Raw genomic sequence first — 16,549 nt, forward strand, 5'->3', positions numbered from 1 at the left:
ATCGGCGGGCCGTAGTGGCCCGCCGGCGGGTTTTACAGCTGGGTCACCTGAATCCGCGGCAGCAGCTCGATCTGCTCGCGGGTAAAGGCCTCGAACTCCTGCTGCCACTGCGACGGCGCCTCGACCTTGCGCACCTGCACCGCGGTGACCTTGTACTCGGGGCAGTTGGTGGCCCAGTCGGAGTTGTCGGTGGTGATCACGTTGGCGCCGGATTCCGGGTGGTGGAAGGTGGTGTAGACCACGCCCGGCTGCATGCGCTCGGTGACCTTGGCGCGCAGCACGGTCTCGCCGGCGCGGCTCTCGATGCCGACCCAGTCGCCGTCCCTGATGCCGCGGTCCTCGGCATCCACCGGATGCAGTTCCAGCACGTCCTCGGGATGCCAGGCCGTGTTGCCGGTGCGCCGGGTCTGCGCGCCGACGTTGTACTGCGACAGGATGCGCCCGGTGGTCAGCACCAGCGGCCGCTTGCGCGAGGTGCGTTCCTCGGTGGGGATGTACTCGGTGACCATGAAGCGGCCCTTGCCGCGCACGAAGGCGTCCTCGTGCATGATCGGCGTGCCTTCCGGCGCCTCGTCGTTGCAGGGCCACTGGATGCTGCCCAAGCGATCGAGCTTGGCGTAGCTGACGCCGGTGAAGGTCGGCGTCAGCGCGGCGATCTCGTCCATGATCTCGGACGGATGGCGGTAGTGCATCGGGTAGCCGAGGGCATTGGACAGCGCCACGGTCACCTCCCAGTCTTCCTTGCCGGCCAGCGCCGGCATCACCTTGCGCACCGGCGAGATGCGCCGCTCGGCGTTGGTGAAGGTGCCGTTCTTCTCCAGGAAGGAGGCGCCGGGCAGGAACACGTGGGCGTACTTGGCGGTTTCGTTGAGGAACAGGTCCTGCACCACCACGCACTCCATCTCCTTCAGCGCGTCGGTGACGTGCTGGGTATCCGGGTCGGACTGCGCCGGGTCCTCGCCCTGCACGTACAGGCCCTTGAAGGTACCGGCATGCGCCGCGGCGAGCATGTTGGGGATGCGTAGGCCCGGCTCGTCGAGCAGCTTGACGCCCCAGGCAGCCTCGAACTGCGGTCGCGCCACCGGGTCGGAGACGTGGCGGTAGCCCGGCAGCTCGTGAGGGAAGGAGCCCATGTCGCAGGAGCCCTGCACGTTGTTCTGACCGCGCAGCGGGTTCACGCCGACGCCGGGACGGCCGATATTGCCGGTGGCCATGGCCAGGTTGGCGATCGCCATCACGGTGGACGAGCCCTGGCTGTGCTCGGTGACGCCCAGGCCGTAATAGATCGCCGCGTTACCGCCGGTGGCGTACAGCCGCGCAGCGGCGCGCACCGAGGCAGCCGGCACGCCGGTCAGGGCTTCCATGGCCTCGGGGCTGTTGCGCTGTTCGCTGACGAAGGCGCGCCATTGTTCGAAGGCCTCGGCCTCGCAGCGCTCGGCGACGAAGGCCTCGTCCACCAGGTTTTCCGTGACGATCACATGGCCCAGGCTGTTGAGCAGGGCGACGTTGCTGCCCGGACGCAGCTGCAGGTGATGCTCGGCCTGGATATGCGGACTGCGCACCAGGTCGATGCCGCGCGGGTCGGCGACGATCAGCTTGGCCCCTTCGCGCAGGCGGCGCTTGAGCTGCGAGCCGAAAACCGGGTGGCCGTCGGTAGGGTTGGCACCGATCACCAGCACCACGTCGGCGGCCAGCACCGAGTCGAAATCCTGGGTACCCGCGGACTCGCCGAGGGTCACCTTCAGACCGTAGCCGGTCGGCGAGTGGCAGACACGGGCGCAGGTGTCGACGTTGTTGTTGCCGAAGGCGGCACGCACCAGCTTCTGCACCAGGTAGGTTTCCTCGTTGGTGCAGCGCGAGGAGGTCAGACCGCCGACCGCATTGCGACCGTACTGCGCCTGGATCTCCTTGAAGCGCCGGGCGGCGTAGCCGATGGCCTCGTCCCAGCTCACCGAGCGCCACGGCTCATGGATGCTGTCGCGGATCATCGGGGTCTTGATGCGGTCGGGGTGGGTGGCGTAGCCCCAGGCGAAGCGGCCCTTGACGCAGGCGTGACCGTGGTTGGCGTGGCCGTTCTTGTTCGGCACCATGCGCACCACGGTGTTGCCCTTGACCTCGGCGTTGAACGAGCAGCCGACACCGCAGTAGGCGCAGGTGGTGGTCACGCTGCGCTCGGCCTGACCCAGCTCGATCACCGATTTTTCCATCAGCGTGGCGGTCGGGCAGGCGTTGACGCAGGCGCCACAGGACACGCACTCGGAGTCGAGGAAATCCTCGGCCTGGCCGGCGGCCACGCGCGAATCGAAGCCGCGGCCGTCGATGGTCAGGGCGAAGGTGCCCTGCACTTCCTCGCAGGCGCGCACGCAGCGGTTGCAGACGATGCACTTGGACGGGTCGTAGCTGAAATAGGGGTTGGACTCGTCCTTGGCCTCGGCCAGGTGGGTCTTCACCGGGTCGTAGCGCACTTCGCGCAGGCCGACCACGCCAGCCATATCCTGCAGCTCGCAGTTGCCGTTGGCCGAGCAGGTCAGGCAGTCCAGCGGGTGGTCGGAGATATACAGCTCCATGGTGCCGCGGCGCAGTTCGGCCAGTTTCGGGCTCTGCGTGCGCACCACCATGCCCGGCTCCACCGGGGTGGTGCAGGAGGCAGGGAAACCGCGCCGCCCTTCGATTTCCACCATGCACAGGCGGCACGAGCCGAACGGCTCCAGGCTGTCGCTGGCGCATAGCTTGGGCACGGCGATGCCGGCCTCCTGGGCCGCGCGCATCAGCGAGGTGCCGGCCGGCACGGTGATGGCGTTGCCATCGATTTCCAGGGTTACCGGGGCGCCGCTGCGGGCAGGGGTGCCATAGTCGAGTTCACGATACAGGGCCATGGAGACGCCTCCGGATCAGCGGGCTTCGGCGGCGTCTTGCGACACGCCGAAGTCCTCGGGAAAGTGGTTGATGGCGCTCATCACCGGGTAGGGTGTCATGCCGCCGAGAGCGCAGAGCGAGGCGCCGAGCATGGTGTCGCAGAGGCTCTTGAGCAGTTCGATGCGCCCCGGTTGCGGGCCTTCGGAGCGGGCCACGATGATCTGCGACAGCAGCTCCTCGCCGCGGGTCGAGCCAATCCGGCAGGGCGTGCACTTGCCGCACGACTCCACCGCGCAGAACTCCATGGCGTAGCGCGCCATGTCGGCCATGTCGACGCTGTCGTCGAATACGACTATGCCGCCGTGGCCGAGCACCGCGCCGAGGGCGGCGAAGGCCTCGTAGTCCAGCGGGGTGTCGAACTGCGACTCGGGCAGGTAGGCGCCGAGCGGGCCGCCGACCTGCACCGCGCGGATCGGCCGGCCGCTGGCCGAACCGCCGCCGTAGTCGTAGAGCAGCTCGCGCAGGGTGATGCCGAAGGCCTTCTCGATCAGGCCGCCGCGGGCGATGTTGCCGGTCAGCTGGATCGGCAGGGTGCCGAGCGAGCGGCCCATGCCGTAATCCTTGTAGTAGGCGCCGCCCTTGTCGAGGATGATCGGCACCGAGGCCAGCGAGATCACGTTGTTGATCACCGTCGGCTTGCCGAACAGGCCCTCGATGGCCGGCAGCGGCGGCTTCGGCCGCACGGTGCCGCGCTTGCCCTCGATGCTTTCGAGCAGCGCGGTTTCTTCGCCGCAGATATAGGCGCCGGCGCCGCGACGCAGCTCCAGGTGGAAGGCCTTGCCGCTGCCGAGCACATCGTCGCCCAGATAGCCGGCGGCCGTGGCGCGGGCGATTGTCTCGAGCAGCACCGCCTCGGCGTGCGGGTATTCCGAACGCAGGTAGATATAGCCGCGCGTAGCCCCCACCGCGAGACCGGCGATGGTCATGCCTTCGATCAGCACGTAGGGGTCGTCTTCCATCACCATGCGGTCGGAGAAGGTGCCCGAGTCGCCTTCGTCGGCGTTGCAGACGATGTACTTCTGTTCGGCCTGGCAGCCGAGCACGGTGCGCCACTTGATGCCGGTGGGGAAGGCCGCGCCGCCACGGCCGCGCAGGCCGGATTCGGTGACCTCGGCGACGATCGCCTCGGGCGTCATGCCGAGGGCGCGCTTGAGGCCGCGATAGCCGTCGTGGGCGATGTAGTCTTCCAGCGACAGCGGGTCGGTGATACCGACGCGGGCGAAGGTCAGGCGCTCCTGGCGCTTGAGGTAGTCGATCTCCTCGGTCAGGCCCTGGCCCAGCGCATGCTCTTTGCCTTCGAGGAAACCGGCATCGAACAGACCGGCGACGTCGCGCGCCTTGACCGGGCCGTAGGCCACGCGACCGGCTTCGGTGGCGACCTCGACCAGCGGCTCGAGCCAGAACAGCCCGCGCGAGCCGTTACGCACCAGCTTCACCTCGATATTGCGCACCGCAGCCTCGGCGACTATGGCCTGGGCCACCTTGTCGGCGCCCAGGCTGAGCGCGGTGGCGTCGCGCGGGACGAAAACGGTAATGGACTCGCTCATGCGCGTGCCTCCTGTTCGGCCAGCAGTTCCAGCAGTTCCTCGGCATCGACGCGGCCGTGCAGCTCGCCGTTGAGCATCGCATTCGGCGCACAGGCGCAGTTGCCCAGGCAGTACACCGGCTCGAAGCTGAGGCTGCCATCCTCACGGGTCTCGCCCAGCGGCAGACCGAGTTTCTTCTCCAGCTCGGCGGTCAGCGCCTTGACCCCCATCGACTGGCAGGCCTCGGCCTGGCACAGCTTGAGCACCTGGCGACCGGGCGGCGTGGCGCGGAAATCGTGATAGAAGCTGACCACCCCGTGCACTTCGGCGCGCGACAGGCAGAGGTCCTCGGCGATCAGCGGCAGCAACTCGGGCGGCACGGCGCCGAGGCGGTCCTGGATATCGTGGAGGATGGGCAGCAGGGCGCCGGGCTGGCCGCGACGGGCGGCCAGCACCTCGCGGGCGACGGCCTCGCACTGCTCGGGGGCGAAGCGCTGGGGAAGAGTGGCCATGTTCGATGCTCCAGCCGGCGGCTATGCCGGTACTGTCGGGAGACAAGCGCCACACTCACGGCTGATGGGCGCTTATCTCAGGCGCAGCCGCGAGGCTCGCCACATATGAAGTAAAGTTCTTATACTTGGTCGCAAAGCGCCCATGCGACGCAAATTATCATGGGATATCGGCCAATCAAATATGAAGCCATGAGCATATGATCCGTATCGATATTCAACCGCGTTTGCGCTTTCACCAGAGCGACGGCAACAGCCTCGACCCGCAGGGCCTGGAGCTGCTGCAGGCCGTGCACGACACCGGCAAGCTGACCGAGGCCGCCGCCCGCGTCGGCTATTCCTACCGCCATGCCTGGAACCTGCTGGGCAAGTGGCAGGCGTTCTTCGGCAGCCCGCTGATCGAGCTCGAGCGCGGCAGGGGCGCACGCCTGGCGCCGCTGGGGGAGAAACTGCTGTGGGCCGATCAGCGCATCCGCGCGCGGCTGTCGCCGCAGCTGGACAACCTGGCCGGTGAGCTGGAGCTGGAGCTGAACCGGGTGCTGCAGGCCAGCAATCCCGGCCTGCGCATCCACGCCAGCCACGGTTTCGCCGTGGCGGCGCTGCGCGAGTGGCTGGAGCACGACCCCAGCTGGCAGTGGGAGGTGCAGTTTCGCAGCGGCAGCGAGGCGATCATCGCCCTGCACCGCCACGACTGCGAAGTGGCCGGCCTGCATGTGCCGGCCGGGCCGCTCGGCGCCCTGAGCATGGCCCGCATCCAGCCCTGGCTGCGCCCCGACCAGCGGGTGATCACCTTCGTCGTGCGCACCCAGGGACTGATGCTCGCCCCGGGCAATCCGCAGCACATCGCCAGCCTGGCGGACCTGGCGCGCGGCGGGCTGCGCTTCGTCAACCGCGAGCCGGGCTCCGGCACCCGCCTGCTGCTGCAGGACCTGCTGCAGCGCGAGAACCTCGACAGCGCGGCGATCAACGGCTTCCACAACGAGGAGTTCACCCACGCGGCGGTGGCCGCCTACGTCGCCAGCGGCATGGCCGACGTCGGCTTCGGCGTCGAGGCGGCGGCACGCCGTTTCGGCCTGGACTTCATCCCCATGGCGCGCGAGCACTACTGCCTGCTGTGCCGCGAGGACAGCCTCGAGCTGCCGGCCATGGCCGCGCTGCTGCGGGTGCTGCAGACCCCGGAGTTCCAGGCACGCATCGGCCAGCTGCCCGGCTACGCCCTGAGCCGCCCCGGCGAGGTGCTGCCGCTGAGCCAGGCGCTGGAGCAGTGGGGCCGCGAGAGTCTGCTGTGAGTGTGACGCGCATCTAGACCCGGCACGCGGCCGACCACAGGTCGGGAACCCGACGCGGGCTGCGCCTGTCTATGCAACAACTCTCGCCGCAAGGCGGCTCTGTCATCGAGGTGTCCATGAAGTCCCTGCAATTGCTCCTCCTCTCCCTTGGCCTGACCAGCGGCGGTTTCGCCCTGGCAGGCAATACCGAAGCCGGCCTCGGCGGCGCCCTGGGCGGTGTCGTCGGGGCAATGGTCGGCCAGCAGGTCGGCGGCACGACCGGCGCCGCGGTCGGTGCCGGTCTCGGCGGCGCGGCCGGCAGCGCGGTGGGCGCCGATCGTCGCAGCCGTACCGAGGCGGCCATCGGCGGCGCCCTGGGCGCGGCGGGGGGCAACGTGGTCGGCCAGCAGGTCGGCGGCAGCACCGGCGGCCTGGTCGGTGCCGCGGTGGGCGGCGGCGCCGGCGGCGCACTGGGCAACCATATGGGCAATACCAGCTACCACGACGATCGCCGCGGCTATCGCGACGTGCACCACCATCACCACTATCACGGCAAGAAGAAGCACAAGAAGCGCTGGCGCCATCACTGACGAAGACGGCGCCCCGGCCTTCTTACTCCACCAGCAACCGCTCCATCGCCCCGCGCAACCTGGCCGGAATCGGCACCGGCCGGTTGCTCGCGCGCTCGACGAACACGTGGACGAAACGCCCGGCGGCGCAGGCCTGCTGCTCGCCGGCCTTGAACACCGCCAACTCGTACTGCACCGAGCTGTTGCCCAGCTTGCCGACACGCAGGCCGACCTCGATGGCGTCGGGGAAGGCGATGGAGGCGAAGTAGTCGCAAGCCGAGCTGACCACGAAGCCAACCACCTCGCCAGCATGGATATCCAGGCCGCCCTCGGCGATCAGGTAGGCGTTCACCGCGCTGTCGAAGTAACCGTAGTAGGTTACGTTGTTGACATGGCCGTAGAGGTCGTTGTCGTGCCAGCGCGTGGTGATCGGCTGAAAGTGGCGGTAGTCGCCGCGCAGGTGTTGGGGTTGGCTCATCGAGGGTCCTTGAGTTGGCATCGCGGCTAAAGCCCCTCCCACAAGCTGCGGTGCTCTTGTGGGAGGGGCTTTAGCCGCGACCGTATCAGTAAGCGGCCTGGTAGATGGCCAGCGCCTGCTGCTCGTTCATCTCGCGCGGGTTATTCACCAGCAGGCGCTGCTGCAGCATGGCGTCCGCCGCCAGCGTCGGCAACATGGCCTCGCTCACCCCGGCATCGCGCAGCCGCGTCGGCAGGCCGCTGCGCCGGCTGAAAGCGGCCAACGCCTCGATCAGTTGCTCGGTCTGCGCCGCCGCACTGCCCGCCCGCAGACGCTCGCCCAATACCAGTGGCGCCAGCTCGGCGTACAGCGGCGCGGCCACCTGGGCGTTGAACGCCAGCACCTGCGGCAGCACCAGGGCGTTGGACAGCCCGTGGGGAATATGGAAATGCCCGCCCAGCGGGTAGGCCAGCGCATGCACCGCCGCCACCGGCGCGTTGGCGAAGGCCTGCCCGGCCAGGCAGGCGCCGAGCAGCATGGCCTGGCGCGCGTCGCGATTGCCGCCGTTGTGCACCACCTCGTCGAGGTTGGCTGACAGCAGACGCAGCGCCTCGCGCGCCAGCAGGTCGGAAATGGGGTTCTTCTTCAGCGCGCTGGTGTAGGCCTCGATGGCATGCACCATGGCGTCGATGCCGGTGGCGGCGGTCACCGCCGGTGGCAGGCCGAGAGTGAGGTCGGCGTCGAGCAGGGCCAGATCCGGCAGCAGCAGCGGCGAAACCACGCCCATCTTGGTGGTGTCGCCGGTGGTGACGATGGCGATCGGCGTCACCTCCGAGCCGGTGCCGGCGGTGGTCGGCACCTGGATCAGCGGCAGGCGCCGGCCGCTGGCATTGCCCACGCCGTAGATCTCGCTCAGCGCCTGACCGCAGTCGGGATGCGCCAGCAAGGCCACCAGCTTGGCCACGTCCATCGAGCTGCCGCCGCCGAAACCGACCACCAGCTCCGCCTGCAGCTCGCGGGCCTGGGCCACGGCGGCCAGCACCACGGCCTCGGGCGGGTCGGCCAGCACCTGGTCGAATACCTCGACGCTCATGCCGGCGGCGGCGAAGCCCGGCAGCAAGGGTTCGAGCAGACCGAGACGGGTGATGCCGGGATCGGTGACGATCAGCACGCGCCGGGCGCCACGCTCGCGGCAGAGTTCGGCCAGGCGCAGGCTGGCGCCGGACTCGCAGAGGATCTGCGCGGTAGTGGCGAAGCTGAAGGGGTGCATGGGGTGCTCCTCTTGTTGTAGCCCGGATGCAATCCGGGGTTGATCGTGCAATCGGTGGCGGATGGTGCGCACGGCCTAGGCGGCCCCGCGACACCCTACGTCTGCCGGATGCGCCTCGTACGTAGGGTGCGCCGTGCGCACCAACGCCCGTCGCTAGAACGCGAAACTGTCCGCATCCATGGCCATCAGGCAGTCCGCCCCGCCCAGCAGCGCCTCGCGGTGGCCGCTGGCGCGCGGCAGCACGCGGCGCAGGTAGAACTGCGCGCTTTGCAGCTTGGCCCGGTAGAAGGCCGTCTCGCCGCTGCCTGCCTCCAGCGCATCCTGCGCCCTTGCTGCGGCCTGCAGCCAAAAGCCGGCCAGCAGCACGTAGGCCGAGTACTGGAGGAAATCCACCGAAGTGGCGCCGATTTCCTGTGGGTCGCGCTGGCAAGCCGCGAGCACCGAGGCAGTCAGTTCGCGCCATTCGCCCAGGCGCGCCTGCACCACGGCCGCCATCTCCGCCAGCGCCGGGCGGCTCGCCTGGAAGTCGCACAGTTCGCTGAACTCGGCCTGCAGCGCGGACAGCTCGGCGCCGCCGTCGCCCAGCAGCTTGCGGCGGATATAGTCCAGCGCCTGGATGCCGTTGGTGCCCTCGTAGAGCTGGGTGATGCGGCTGTCGCGCATCAGCTGTTCCATGCCCCACTCGCGGATGAAGCCGTGGCCGCCATAGACCTGCACGCCGTGGCTGGCCACCTCCTGGCCCATGTCGGTGAAGAACGCCTTGACGATGGGGATCAGCAGCGCCGCGCGCTTGCCGGCGGCCTTGCGCGCCTCGGCCGACTCGGCGCCGTGCTCCAGATCGAGCTGGCGCGCGGTGTACGCGGCGAGCATGCGGCTGCCCTCGACCAGGGTCTTCTGCGTCAGCAGCATACGCCGCACGTCGGGATGCACGATGATCGGATCGGCCGGTTTGTCGGCGGCCTGCACACCCGCCAGACCACGGGACTGCAGACGCTCCTTCGCGTATCTCAACGCGCCCTGAAAGGCCGCCTCGCCGATGCCGAGGCCCTGCAGGCCGACCTGAAAGCGCGCGTCGTTCATCATGGTGAACATGCAGGCCAGGCCCTGGTTGGCCTCGCCCACCAGCCACCCGGTGGCGCCGTCGAAGTTCATCACGCAGGTGGAGGCCCCCTTGATGCCCATCTTGTGCTCGATGGCCCCGCACGACAGGCTGTTGCGTTCGCCAGGCGTACCATCGGCGGCGGCGATAAATTTCGGCACCAGCAGCAGGCTGATGCCCTTCACGCCAAGCGGCGCATCCGGCAGACGCGCCAGCACCAGGTGGACGATGTTCTCGGAAAAATCCTGCTCGCCGCCGCTGATAAAGATCTTGCTGCCGCTGACCTTGTAGCTGCCATCGGCCTGCGGCTCGGCGCGGGTGCGCAGCAGGGCCAGGTCGGTGCCGGCCTGCGGCTCGGTCAGGCACATGGTGCCGGTCCACTGGCCGCTGACCAGCTTGCTGAGGTACTGCTGTTTCAGCGTTTCGCTGCCGTGCTTGTGCAGCGCCAATACGGCGCCTTCGGTCAGCCCGGAGTAGACGCGGAAGGACAGCGAGGCGCCCATCAGCATCTCGTGAAAGGCGAAGGCCACCAGCTGCGGAAAGCCCTGGCCGCCGTACTCCACCGGCCCGGTCATGCTCGCCCAGCCGTTGTCCACGTATTGCCGGTAGGCCTCGGCAAAGCCCTTGGGCGTGCTGACCTGACCATTCTCCAGGCGGCAGCCCTCCTCGTCGCTGTTGCGATTGAGCGGGGCGATCTCACCCGCGGCGAAGGCTGCCGCCTCCTCCAGCACACCGTCGATGAGCTCACGGTCCAGGCCGTTGCCCAGGCGCTCGCAGTGGCCGGCAGCGTCGAACAGTTCGTGCAGCACGAAGCGCATATCGCGCAATGGCGCCTGATAACTCATACCCGACCCTCCTGTACGTCGCTGAACTGCTTGTTCTCGGCAGCCAGGCGCTCGATCAGCGCCGCCGGCTGCCAGTGCGCGCCGAAACGCTCGGTCAGTTGCAACAGGCCCCGATGGATCGCCGCGACACCCTCGCCATCGGCCCAGGCCATCGGGCCGCCGCGCTCGGCAGGAAAGCCGTAGCCGTTGAGATAGACCAGGTCGATGTCGTGGCTGTTGGCGGCGATGTTCTCCTCGAGAATCTTCGCCCCCTCGTTGACCAGCGCCAGCAGGCAGCGCTCGAGAATCTCCTCGTTGCCGATATCGCGGCGGGTGAAACCCAGGCGCTCCGACTGCATCTGCACCAAGCCGTCGACGACAGGGTCATGCTCGGCCTGGCGACTGCCGGGCGCATAGAGGTAGTAGCCCTTGCCGCTCTTCTGGCCGAAGCGGCCCAGCTCGCACAGGCGGTTGTCCACCTGTACCGCCGGATCATCCTGCCCCTCCCCTGCCAGTTCGCGGGCGCGCCATTCCAGGTCGATGCCGACCACGTCGTACATGCGAAACGGCCCCATGGCGAAGCCGAAGCCCTGCAGCGCCGCGTCCACCTGCTGCGGCCAGGCGCCTTCGAGCAGCAGCATGCGCGCCTCGCGCACGTAGGTGTGCAGCATGCGGTTGCCGATAAAGCCGTGGCAGTTGCCGGCCACCACCGCCACCTTGCCCATGCGCTCGCCCAATGCCAGCGCCGCGTCCAACACCGCCGGGGCGGTTTTGCCGCCGCGCACGATCTCCAGCAGCTTCATGATGTGCGCCGGGCTGAAGAAATGCAGGCCCAGCACGGCTTCCGGCCGCGCGGTGACGGCGGCGATAGCGTCGATATCCAGCGCCGAGGTATTGCTGGCGAGGATGGCGCCGGGCTTCATCACCGCGTCCAGCTCGCGGAAAATGCGTTGCTTGAGCTCGAGATTCTCGTACACCGCCTCGATCACCAAGTCGGCGTCGGCCAGGGCCGCATAGCTTTCCACCGCATGGATTCGGGCGCGTCGCGCCGCGGCTTCGGCCTCATCGATGCGACCCTTGGCGACGTTGTGCGCCCAGGTTTCCTCGGCCATTGCCAGGCCCTGCTCGACCATCTGCGGATTGTTGTCCAGCCACAGCACCTGCAGGCCGGCATTGGCAAGGCTGATGACGATGCCGCGGCCCATGGTGCCGGCGCCGATCACGGCGGCGCAGCGAAGCGGCGAGACGACTTGAGTCATTGTTGTTCCTCTCGGGTACGCAGAAAAAAGCTTGGGTCACCATATGCAAGCCGCTACTATTTTTGAAATTTAGTCTTGTGATACGACGTATTCAGTAGATGAATTTCACCAACTTCGACCTCAACCTGCTGCGCGTGCTTGATGCCCTGCTGCGCGAACAGAACGTCTCGCGCGCCGCCGAACGCCTGGCGCTGAGCCAGCCGGCGGTGAGCAATGCCTTGAACCGCCTGCGCGAGCTGCTCGGCGACCCGCTGCTGGTGCGCGTCGGCCGGCGCATGCAGCCGACGCCGCGGGCGCTGGCTCTGGAGGCGCCGATCCGCAGCGCGTTGCGTCAGCTGGAACAGAGCCTGGCCGCCGGCGAGGCCTTCGATCCGGGCGAGAGTCGTCAGCGCTTTCGCATCGCCGTTACCGACTACGTCGAACTGGTGTGCATGCCGCGCCTGCTCGACCGCCTCAGCCGCAAAGCTCCTGGCATCGGCATCGATATTCGCCATCTCAGCCCGAGCCTGCCGATGGAGGCGCTGGACAAGGGCGAGCTGGACCTGGTGCTGGGTCGCTTCGACGAGATTCCCGCGCGCTTCGCCCGCCTGCACTGGATGAGCGAGACGCTCAAGCTGGCGGTGCGCCGCGAGCATCCGCTGCTGCGCCAGGGCAACCTGGACCTGGACGGCTTCCTGCGCCTGCGTCATCTCTGGGTGCATGGCGGCCAGACCCGCGGCATGGTCGATCAGTGGCTGGGCGAACAGGGCCTGTCGCGACAGATTCTCTACACCACGCCGAACTACCTGCAGGCCGCGCACATAGTCGCCGGCAGCGAGCTGGCGGCGGTGCTGCCCACCGCCCTGGCGCGTCACTTCGCCACCCTGCTGCCGCTACAGCTGTTCGACCTGCCGTTCGCCCTCGGCCCCTTCCATCTGGAGATCGTCAGCCTGGCGCAGCGCGGCCGCGATGCCGCGCTGCAGTGGCTGATCGAGGAGATAGTCGCGGTGGCCGGCTAGTACCGCTTCGGCGGTCTGCTGCCGCGCCGCCTTCAGTCCAGCCGGATCAGCGGCCCGTCCTCGGCCACCATCTGGCGGATCTGCCGCAGCAGCTCGTTGCCCTCGCCCTGCCCCAGCATCAGGACGTTGCGCAGGCTCTGGGTGATGCGGCTGACGTAGCCCAGGTCGTTCATCAGCGAGCTGGCCTGACCGCCATCCAGACGCCGTTCGCGCACCGCGGCGAACAGTTGCTGACGAAACGCCGCGTCGAAACTCGCCGCCTGCTGGTCGAACAGCTCCAGGCGCTCGTCCCAGGCCTGCTCCGGCAGCTCCATGCGGCCCAGCTCGCGCACCTGGTGCAGCACGCCAAGCAGGTGCTGGCGCAGGCCGACGTAGGCCTGGCGCGCCGCGCAATCGGGACCGTCGAGGTAGCGGCCCAGGTTCTTCTGCAGGTGCTTGGCGTCCTTGACCGCGTCCACCAGTTGCAACGCGGCCAGCTGGCAGTTGACCCAGAACTGCTGGTGCGCCTCGTCCAGACTCAGTTGCAGACGGCCGACGAAATCCAGCAGATCGCCATACACGCCCTTGATATGCCGCTGGTAGAGCGTCTCGGCATCCAGCTGGCGCGCCGCCGGGCGCGCCGCCAGCAGCGCCTCGTCCGGCCGCTCGCGCGCCAGCTGATCGACCGGCAGGAAGAGCGCGTGGCAGATCACCTCGAGGCTCAGGCGCGCCAGGTGGCGCAGCTCCAGCACCAGCGCATGGGCGGCGCTGTCGGCACTGACCAGGGCGTTGTCGTCCAGGTAGCGGGCGCGACTGACCGGCGCCCGCGCCTGCACCTGGCCCGCCAGCTCGGCGATCAGCACCCGCGGCTCGGCCCGGTCCGGCAGCCAGCGCTGCAGCAGCTCGGCCAGGCGCGCCTGCCAGGGCCAGAACAGCGCGACGCCCAGGGCATTGAACAGGCTATGGAACAGCGCCAGCTGGATCAGCGGGTTGTCGCCCAGCCCCAGCGGCCCGGTCAGCCAGCGCACCAGCGCCGCCAGCGGCAACAGCAGGAGCAGGGCGATCAGCCCGGTGCTCAGGTTGAACAGCACGTGGACCAACGCCAGGCGTTGACCCGGACGCTCGCCGCCCAGCGCGCCGAGCACCGCCGTCACGGTACTGCCGAGGTTGGAGCCGACGGCGATCGCCAGGCCCTGCTCCAGGCCCAGCTGGCCGCCGCCCAGGGCGGTCAGGGTCAGCATCAGGGTGGCGTGGCTGGACTGCAGCAGCACGGTGACCAGCACGCCGACCAGGGCGAACAGCAGATGCCCCGCCAGCCCCGGCAGCTGGTAGCGCAGCGGATCGAAGTCGCCGGCGAACGCGGCGAAGCCATCCTTCATCTGCTCGATACCGAGAAACAGGAACGCCACCCCCAGCACCACTCGGCCTGCGGCCCGGCCCTGCTCGCCGTTGAAGCCGCCGAGCACGCCGAATACCAGCAGCGGCAGCGCCAGGGGCGACAGACTGAGGTCCTGCCCGGCCAGGGCCAGCAGCCAGATGCCGCTGGTGGTGCCGAGGTTGGCGCCGAACAGGATGGCGATGCCGGACGCCAGCTGGATCAGCCCGGTGCTGAGAAAGGCGATGGTCAGCAGGGACACCAGCGAACTGGACTGCACCAGCATGGTGGCGCTGACACCGAACATCAGGCTCTTGAACGGCGTCGCCGTGCTGAGCGCGAGCAGGCGTTCCAATCTGCCCCCGGCCAGCTCGCGCAACCCCTCCTCCAGACACTGCATGCCGAACAGAAACAGCGCCAGCCCGGCGCAGAGCGCCAGCCAGCCGGCGCTGAACCAGAAGGACAAGGCCAACCCCAGGCCCAACACCGCCAACAGCAGCTGCCGTGAATGCGCCTTCAATCTGCTTTCTCCCCGCCAACAACGCAAAACGGCCCCTCACCCATCGCTGGGCAAGGGGCCGCATCAAATGCGCCGAGGGCCGATCAGTCTTGCTTGTAGCCGCTGGTGGTGCAGCCCAGGCAACGGACGAAAGCCTCCTTGCCCGGCTCGACCACGAGCGATTGCGCCGCTTCGCCGACGTTGCCGCCCAGCGCGGTGAACGGCAGGCTGACGACGAAGGCCACGACACCGATGGCGGTAGCGCCGATCAGCAAGGGACGGGCGACCACCAGGTCGCCGATCATGGCGTAGCCCTTGGGTGCCTCGACGGTGTAATAGGGGTCGCCGCTGGCATTCTCCTGCACCACTTCCGCCTGCGCCGGCAGCGCCAGCAGGCCAGAGGTCAGCGCCAGGACAGCAGCGGTCGTGCGAAACGGTTTCATGGGGCGATCCTTCAGCTTATTCGGGAAAGTGCCAGTAACTATAACAGCGCATCGGTCGTTGTCAGCGTGACGGGCATCAATCGCCATGAAAGGCGTACTGCGGCTTCTTCGGCACGTAGGGGCGGAAAAACGCCAGCATGGCGGCCAGGTCGGCTCGCTCGTCGCCGCTGGGCTGGAAGGTCGGGCCGATGACCACCCGGCGGTTCTGGTAATCCAGCGCACCCAGCACGATCGGCACGCCCGCTCCCAGCGCGATATGGTAGAAGCCCATCTTCCAGCGCTCGACCTTCTTGCGCGTGCCTTCCGGCGACAGCACCAGGATGAACTGATCGTGCTCGCGGAAGGCCTGCACTGCCTGTTCCACGGTATTGCGCTGCCGGTCGCGGCGGATCGGGATGCCGCCCCAGGCGCGCATCAGGCTGCCGAAGGGCCAGCGAAAGATACTGTGCTTGCCGAACCAGCGGGCGTTCAGGCGCAGCACGAACTTCAGCGCGATAAAGATCACGAAGTCCCAGTTGGAGGTGTGGTGGGCGCCGATGGCGACGAACTTGTCGAGCCTGGGCAGCTCACCCTCGATCCGCCAACCCATGAGTTTCAGCACGCTGCGCCCCACCCATTCGGCGGCCGGGTTGCGCGGCAGGTAGTTACCGGACATCGATCGACCTCGGCATTTCTTGTTGTGATCGCGATCCGTCTATTTCAGCGTTGGCAGCGCGGGCAGTAGACGCTGGCGCGCTGGCCCAGCTTGACCTCGCGCAGGGTGCTGCCGCACAGCTTGCAGAACTCGCCGCCGCGGCCGTAGACGAACAGCTCCTGCTGGAAGTAGCCGGGCTGGCCGTCGCCGCCGACGAAATCGCGCAGCGTGGTGCCGCCGCGTTCGATGGCATGAGCCAGGATGCGCTTGATCGCCTCTGCCAGCTTCAGGTAGCGCGCCCGCGAGATCGAGCCGGCCGCGCGGCGCGGGTCGATGCCGGCGGCGAACAGCGCCTCGCTCGCGTAGATGTTGCCCACGCCTACCACCACGGCGTTGTCCATGATGAAGGGTTTGACCGCCATGCTGCGCCCGCGCGACAGCTGGAACAGGCGCTCGCCGTCGAACGCCTCGCCCAGCGGCTCCGGCCCGAGCCGGGCGAGCAGTTCGTGATGCAGCGGGTCTTCGCTCCACAGCAGCGCGCCGAAGCGCCGCGGGTCGGTGTAGCGCAGGGCCAGGCCGGACTCCAGCTCGATATCGACGTGCTCGTGCTTGGCCGCGGCCAGGCCGCACTCGACCAGACGCAGGCTGCCGGACATGCCCAGGTGGCCGATCAGGCTGCCGCTCTCGGCCTTGATCAGCAGGTACTTGGCGCGACGCTCGACGCACTCGATGCGCTGGCCGGACAGGCGCACGTCCAGGTCTTCCGGGATCGGCCAGCGCAGCCGGCGCTCGCGCACGATGACGCGGCTGACGCGCTCACCGATCAGGTAGGGGGCGATACCGCGGCGGGTGGTTTCGACTTCGGGCAGTTCGGGCATGGCAGTACGGCTGGGAGCAACGGCGGAGCGCCACCTTAGCAGGAGC

14 protein-coding genes are annotated in these 16,549 nt (G+C 68.4%); 3 read left to right on the forward strand and 11 right to left on the reverse strand.

Annotated elements, in window-relative coordinates; translation table 11 throughout:
• Positions 1-32: 32 nt before the first annotated feature.
• Genes fdhF through ACUTAF_RS19170 form a run of 3 tightly spaced genes read right to left on the reverse strand, consistent with a single transcriptional unit; the run spans position 33 to position 4,954 of the window.
• Positions 33-2,876 carry a formate dehydrogenase subunit alpha gene (gene fdhF, locus ACUTAF_RS19160; protein WP_445581465.1) on the reverse strand — a complete coding sequence of 948 codons (2,844 nt, stop codon included), beginning with the start codon at positions 2,874-2,876 and terminating at the stop codon, positions 33-35.
• A gap of 15 nt (positions 2,877-2,891) precedes the next feature.
• Positions 2,892-4,463, reverse strand: a complete 1,572-nt coding sequence (locus tag ACUTAF_RS19165; protein ID WP_445581466.1) for a formate dehydrogenase beta subunit — start codon at positions 4,461-4,463, stop codon at positions 2,892-2,894.
• Entirely contained in the window at positions 4,460-4,954 is a 495-nt protein-coding gene (locus tag ACUTAF_RS19170) for a formate dehydrogenase subunit gamma (protein WP_445581467.1), read from the reverse strand. Before ACUTAF_RS19170 ends, ACUTAF_RS19165 begins: the two co-directional genes overlap by 4 nt.
• A gap of 197 nt (positions 4,955-5,151) precedes the next feature.
• Between ACUTAF_RS19170 and ACUTAF_RS19175 the strand changes: the two genes are divergently transcribed.
• Together ACUTAF_RS19175 and ACUTAF_RS19180 are read left to right on the forward strand one after the other, a co-directional pair.
• Complete coding sequence (locus tag ACUTAF_RS19175; protein ID WP_445581468.1) at positions 5,152-6,240, forward strand: substrate-binding domain-containing protein; 1,089 nt, start codon at positions 5,152-5,154, stop codon at positions 6,238-6,240.
• Between the two features lie 116 nt (positions 6,241-6,356).
• A complete protein-coding gene (locus ACUTAF_RS19180; RefSeq protein WP_445581469.1) occupies positions 6,357-6,809 on the forward strand; it encodes a glycine zipper domain-containing protein in 453 nt (150 codons plus the stop codon).
• 22 nt (positions 6,810-6,831) lie between these two features.
• Here ACUTAF_RS19180 and ACUTAF_RS19185 read toward each other — a convergent pair whose 3' ends face one another.
• The 4 genes from ACUTAF_RS19185 to ACUTAF_RS19200 form a co-directional block, all read right to left on the reverse strand.
• Complete coding sequence (locus tag ACUTAF_RS19185; RefSeq protein ID WP_445581470.1) at positions 6,832-7,266, reverse strand: acyl-CoA thioesterase; 435 nt, start codon at positions 7,264-7,266, stop codon at positions 6,832-6,834.
• An 85-nt stretch (positions 7,267-7,351) separates the two neighbouring features.
• Positions 7,352-8,515 (reverse strand): iron-containing alcohol dehydrogenase, encoded by a 1,164-nt coding sequence (locus tag ACUTAF_RS19190; RefSeq protein ID WP_445581471.1) that lies wholly within the window; start codon positions 8,513-8,515, stop codon positions 7,352-7,354.
• A gap of 153 nt (positions 8,516-8,668) precedes the next feature.
• Positions 8,669-10,459: an acyl-CoA dehydrogenase C-terminal domain-containing protein gene (locus tag ACUTAF_RS19195; RefSeq protein ID WP_445581472.1), complete on the reverse strand. Its 1,791-nt coding sequence runs from the start codon at positions 10,457-10,459 to the stop codon at positions 8,669-8,671.
• Positions 10,456-11,697: a 3-hydroxyacyl-CoA dehydrogenase gene (locus ACUTAF_RS19200; RefSeq protein ID WP_445581473.1), complete on the reverse strand. Its 1,242-nt coding sequence runs from the start codon at positions 11,695-11,697 to the stop codon at positions 10,456-10,458. Before ACUTAF_RS19200 ends, ACUTAF_RS19195 begins: the two co-directional genes overlap by 4 nt.
• A 98-nt stretch (positions 11,698-11,795) precedes the next feature.
• Here ACUTAF_RS19200 and ACUTAF_RS19205 point away from each other — a divergent pair, with 98 nt between their 5' ends.
• Entirely contained in the window at positions 11,796-12,695 is a 900-nt protein-coding gene (locus tag ACUTAF_RS19205; RefSeq protein WP_445581474.1) for a LysR family transcriptional regulator, read from the forward strand.
• Between the two features lie 32 nt (positions 12,696-12,727).
• Here the strand turns inward: ACUTAF_RS19205 and ACUTAF_RS19210 are convergent, their stop codons facing one another.
• The 4 genes from ACUTAF_RS19210 to mutM form a co-directional block, all read right to left on the reverse strand.
• A complete protein-coding gene (locus tag ACUTAF_RS19210; protein WP_445581475.1) occupies positions 12,728-14,569 on the reverse strand; it encodes a Na/Pi cotransporter family protein in 1,842 nt (613 codons plus the stop codon).
• 83 nt (positions 14,570-14,652) lie between these two features.
• A complete protein-coding gene (locus ACUTAF_RS19215) occupies positions 14,653-14,991 on the reverse strand; it encodes a multidrug transporter (protein ID WP_445581476.1) in 339 nt (112 codons plus the stop codon).
• 76 nt (positions 14,992-15,067) lie between these two features.
• Positions 15,068-15,646 carry a lysophospholipid acyltransferase family protein gene (locus ACUTAF_RS19220; RefSeq protein WP_445581477.1) on the reverse strand — a complete coding sequence of 193 codons (579 nt, stop codon included), beginning with the start codon at positions 15,644-15,646 and terminating at the stop codon, positions 15,068-15,070.
• Positions 15,647-15,690: 44 nt separating this feature from the next.
• Complete coding sequence (gene mutM / locus ACUTAF_RS19225; RefSeq protein ID WP_445581478.1) at positions 15,691-16,503, reverse strand: bifunctional DNA-formamidopyrimidine glycosylase/DNA-(apurinic or apyrimidinic site) lyase; 813 nt, start codon at positions 16,501-16,503, stop codon at positions 15,691-15,693.
• Between the last annotated feature and the right edge of the window lie 46 nt (positions 16,504-16,549).

Source organism: Pseudomonas sp. SP16.1, assembly GCF_052682975.1.

What these genes read in the sequence shown, in the direction of transcription:
- fdhF (WP_445581465.1), bottom strand. Translation starts at nt 2,876, where the DNA reads ATGGCCCTGTATCGTGAACTCGACTATGGCACCCCTGCCCGCAGCGGC.
- ACUTAF_RS19165 (WP_445581466.1), bottom strand. Translation starts at nt 4,463, where the DNA reads ATGAGCGAGTCCATTACCGTTTTCGTCCCGCGCGACGCCACCGCGCTC.
- ACUTAF_RS19170 (WP_445581467.1), bottom strand. Translation starts at nt 4,954, where the DNA reads ATGGCCACTCTTCCCCAGCGCTTCGCCCCCGAGCAGTGCGAGGCCGTC.
- ACUTAF_RS19175 (WP_445581468.1), top strand. Translation starts at nt 5,152, where the DNA reads ATGATCCGTATCGATATTCAACCGCGTTTGCGCTTTCACCAGAGCGAC.
- ACUTAF_RS19180 (WP_445581469.1), top strand. Translation starts at nt 6,357, where the DNA reads ATGAAGTCCCTGCAATTGCTCCTCCTCTCCCTTGGCCTGACCAGCGGC.
- ACUTAF_RS19185 (WP_445581470.1), bottom strand. Translation starts at nt 7,266, where the DNA reads ATGAGCCAACCCCAACACCTGCGCGGCGACTACCGCCACTTTCAGCCG.
- ACUTAF_RS19190 (WP_445581471.1), bottom strand. Translation starts at nt 8,515, where the DNA reads ATGCACCCCTTCAGCTTCGCCACTACCGCGCAGATCCTCTGCGAGTCC.
- ACUTAF_RS19195 (WP_445581472.1), bottom strand. Translation starts at nt 10,459, where the DNA reads ATGAGTTATCAGGCGCCATTGCGCGATATGCGCTTCGTGCTGCACGAA.
- ACUTAF_RS19200 (WP_445581473.1), bottom strand. Translation starts at nt 11,697, where the DNA reads ATGACTCAAGTCGTCTCGCCGCTTCGCTGCGCCGCCGTGATCGGCGCC.
- ACUTAF_RS19205 (WP_445581474.1), top strand. Translation starts at nt 11,796, where the DNA reads ATGAATTTCACCAACTTCGACCTCAACCTGCTGCGCGTGCTTGATGCC.
- ACUTAF_RS19215 (WP_445581476.1), bottom strand. Translation starts at nt 14,991, where the DNA reads ATGAAACCGTTTCGCACGACCGCTGCTGTCCTGGCGCTGACCTCTGGC.
- ACUTAF_RS19220 (WP_445581477.1), bottom strand. Translation starts at nt 15,646, where the DNA reads ATGTCCGGTAACTACCTGCCGCGCAACCCGGCCGCCGAATGGGTGGGG.
- mutM (WP_445581478.1), bottom strand. Translation starts at nt 16,503, where the DNA reads ATGCCCGAACTGCCCGAAGTCGAAACCACCCGCCGCGGTATCGCCCCC.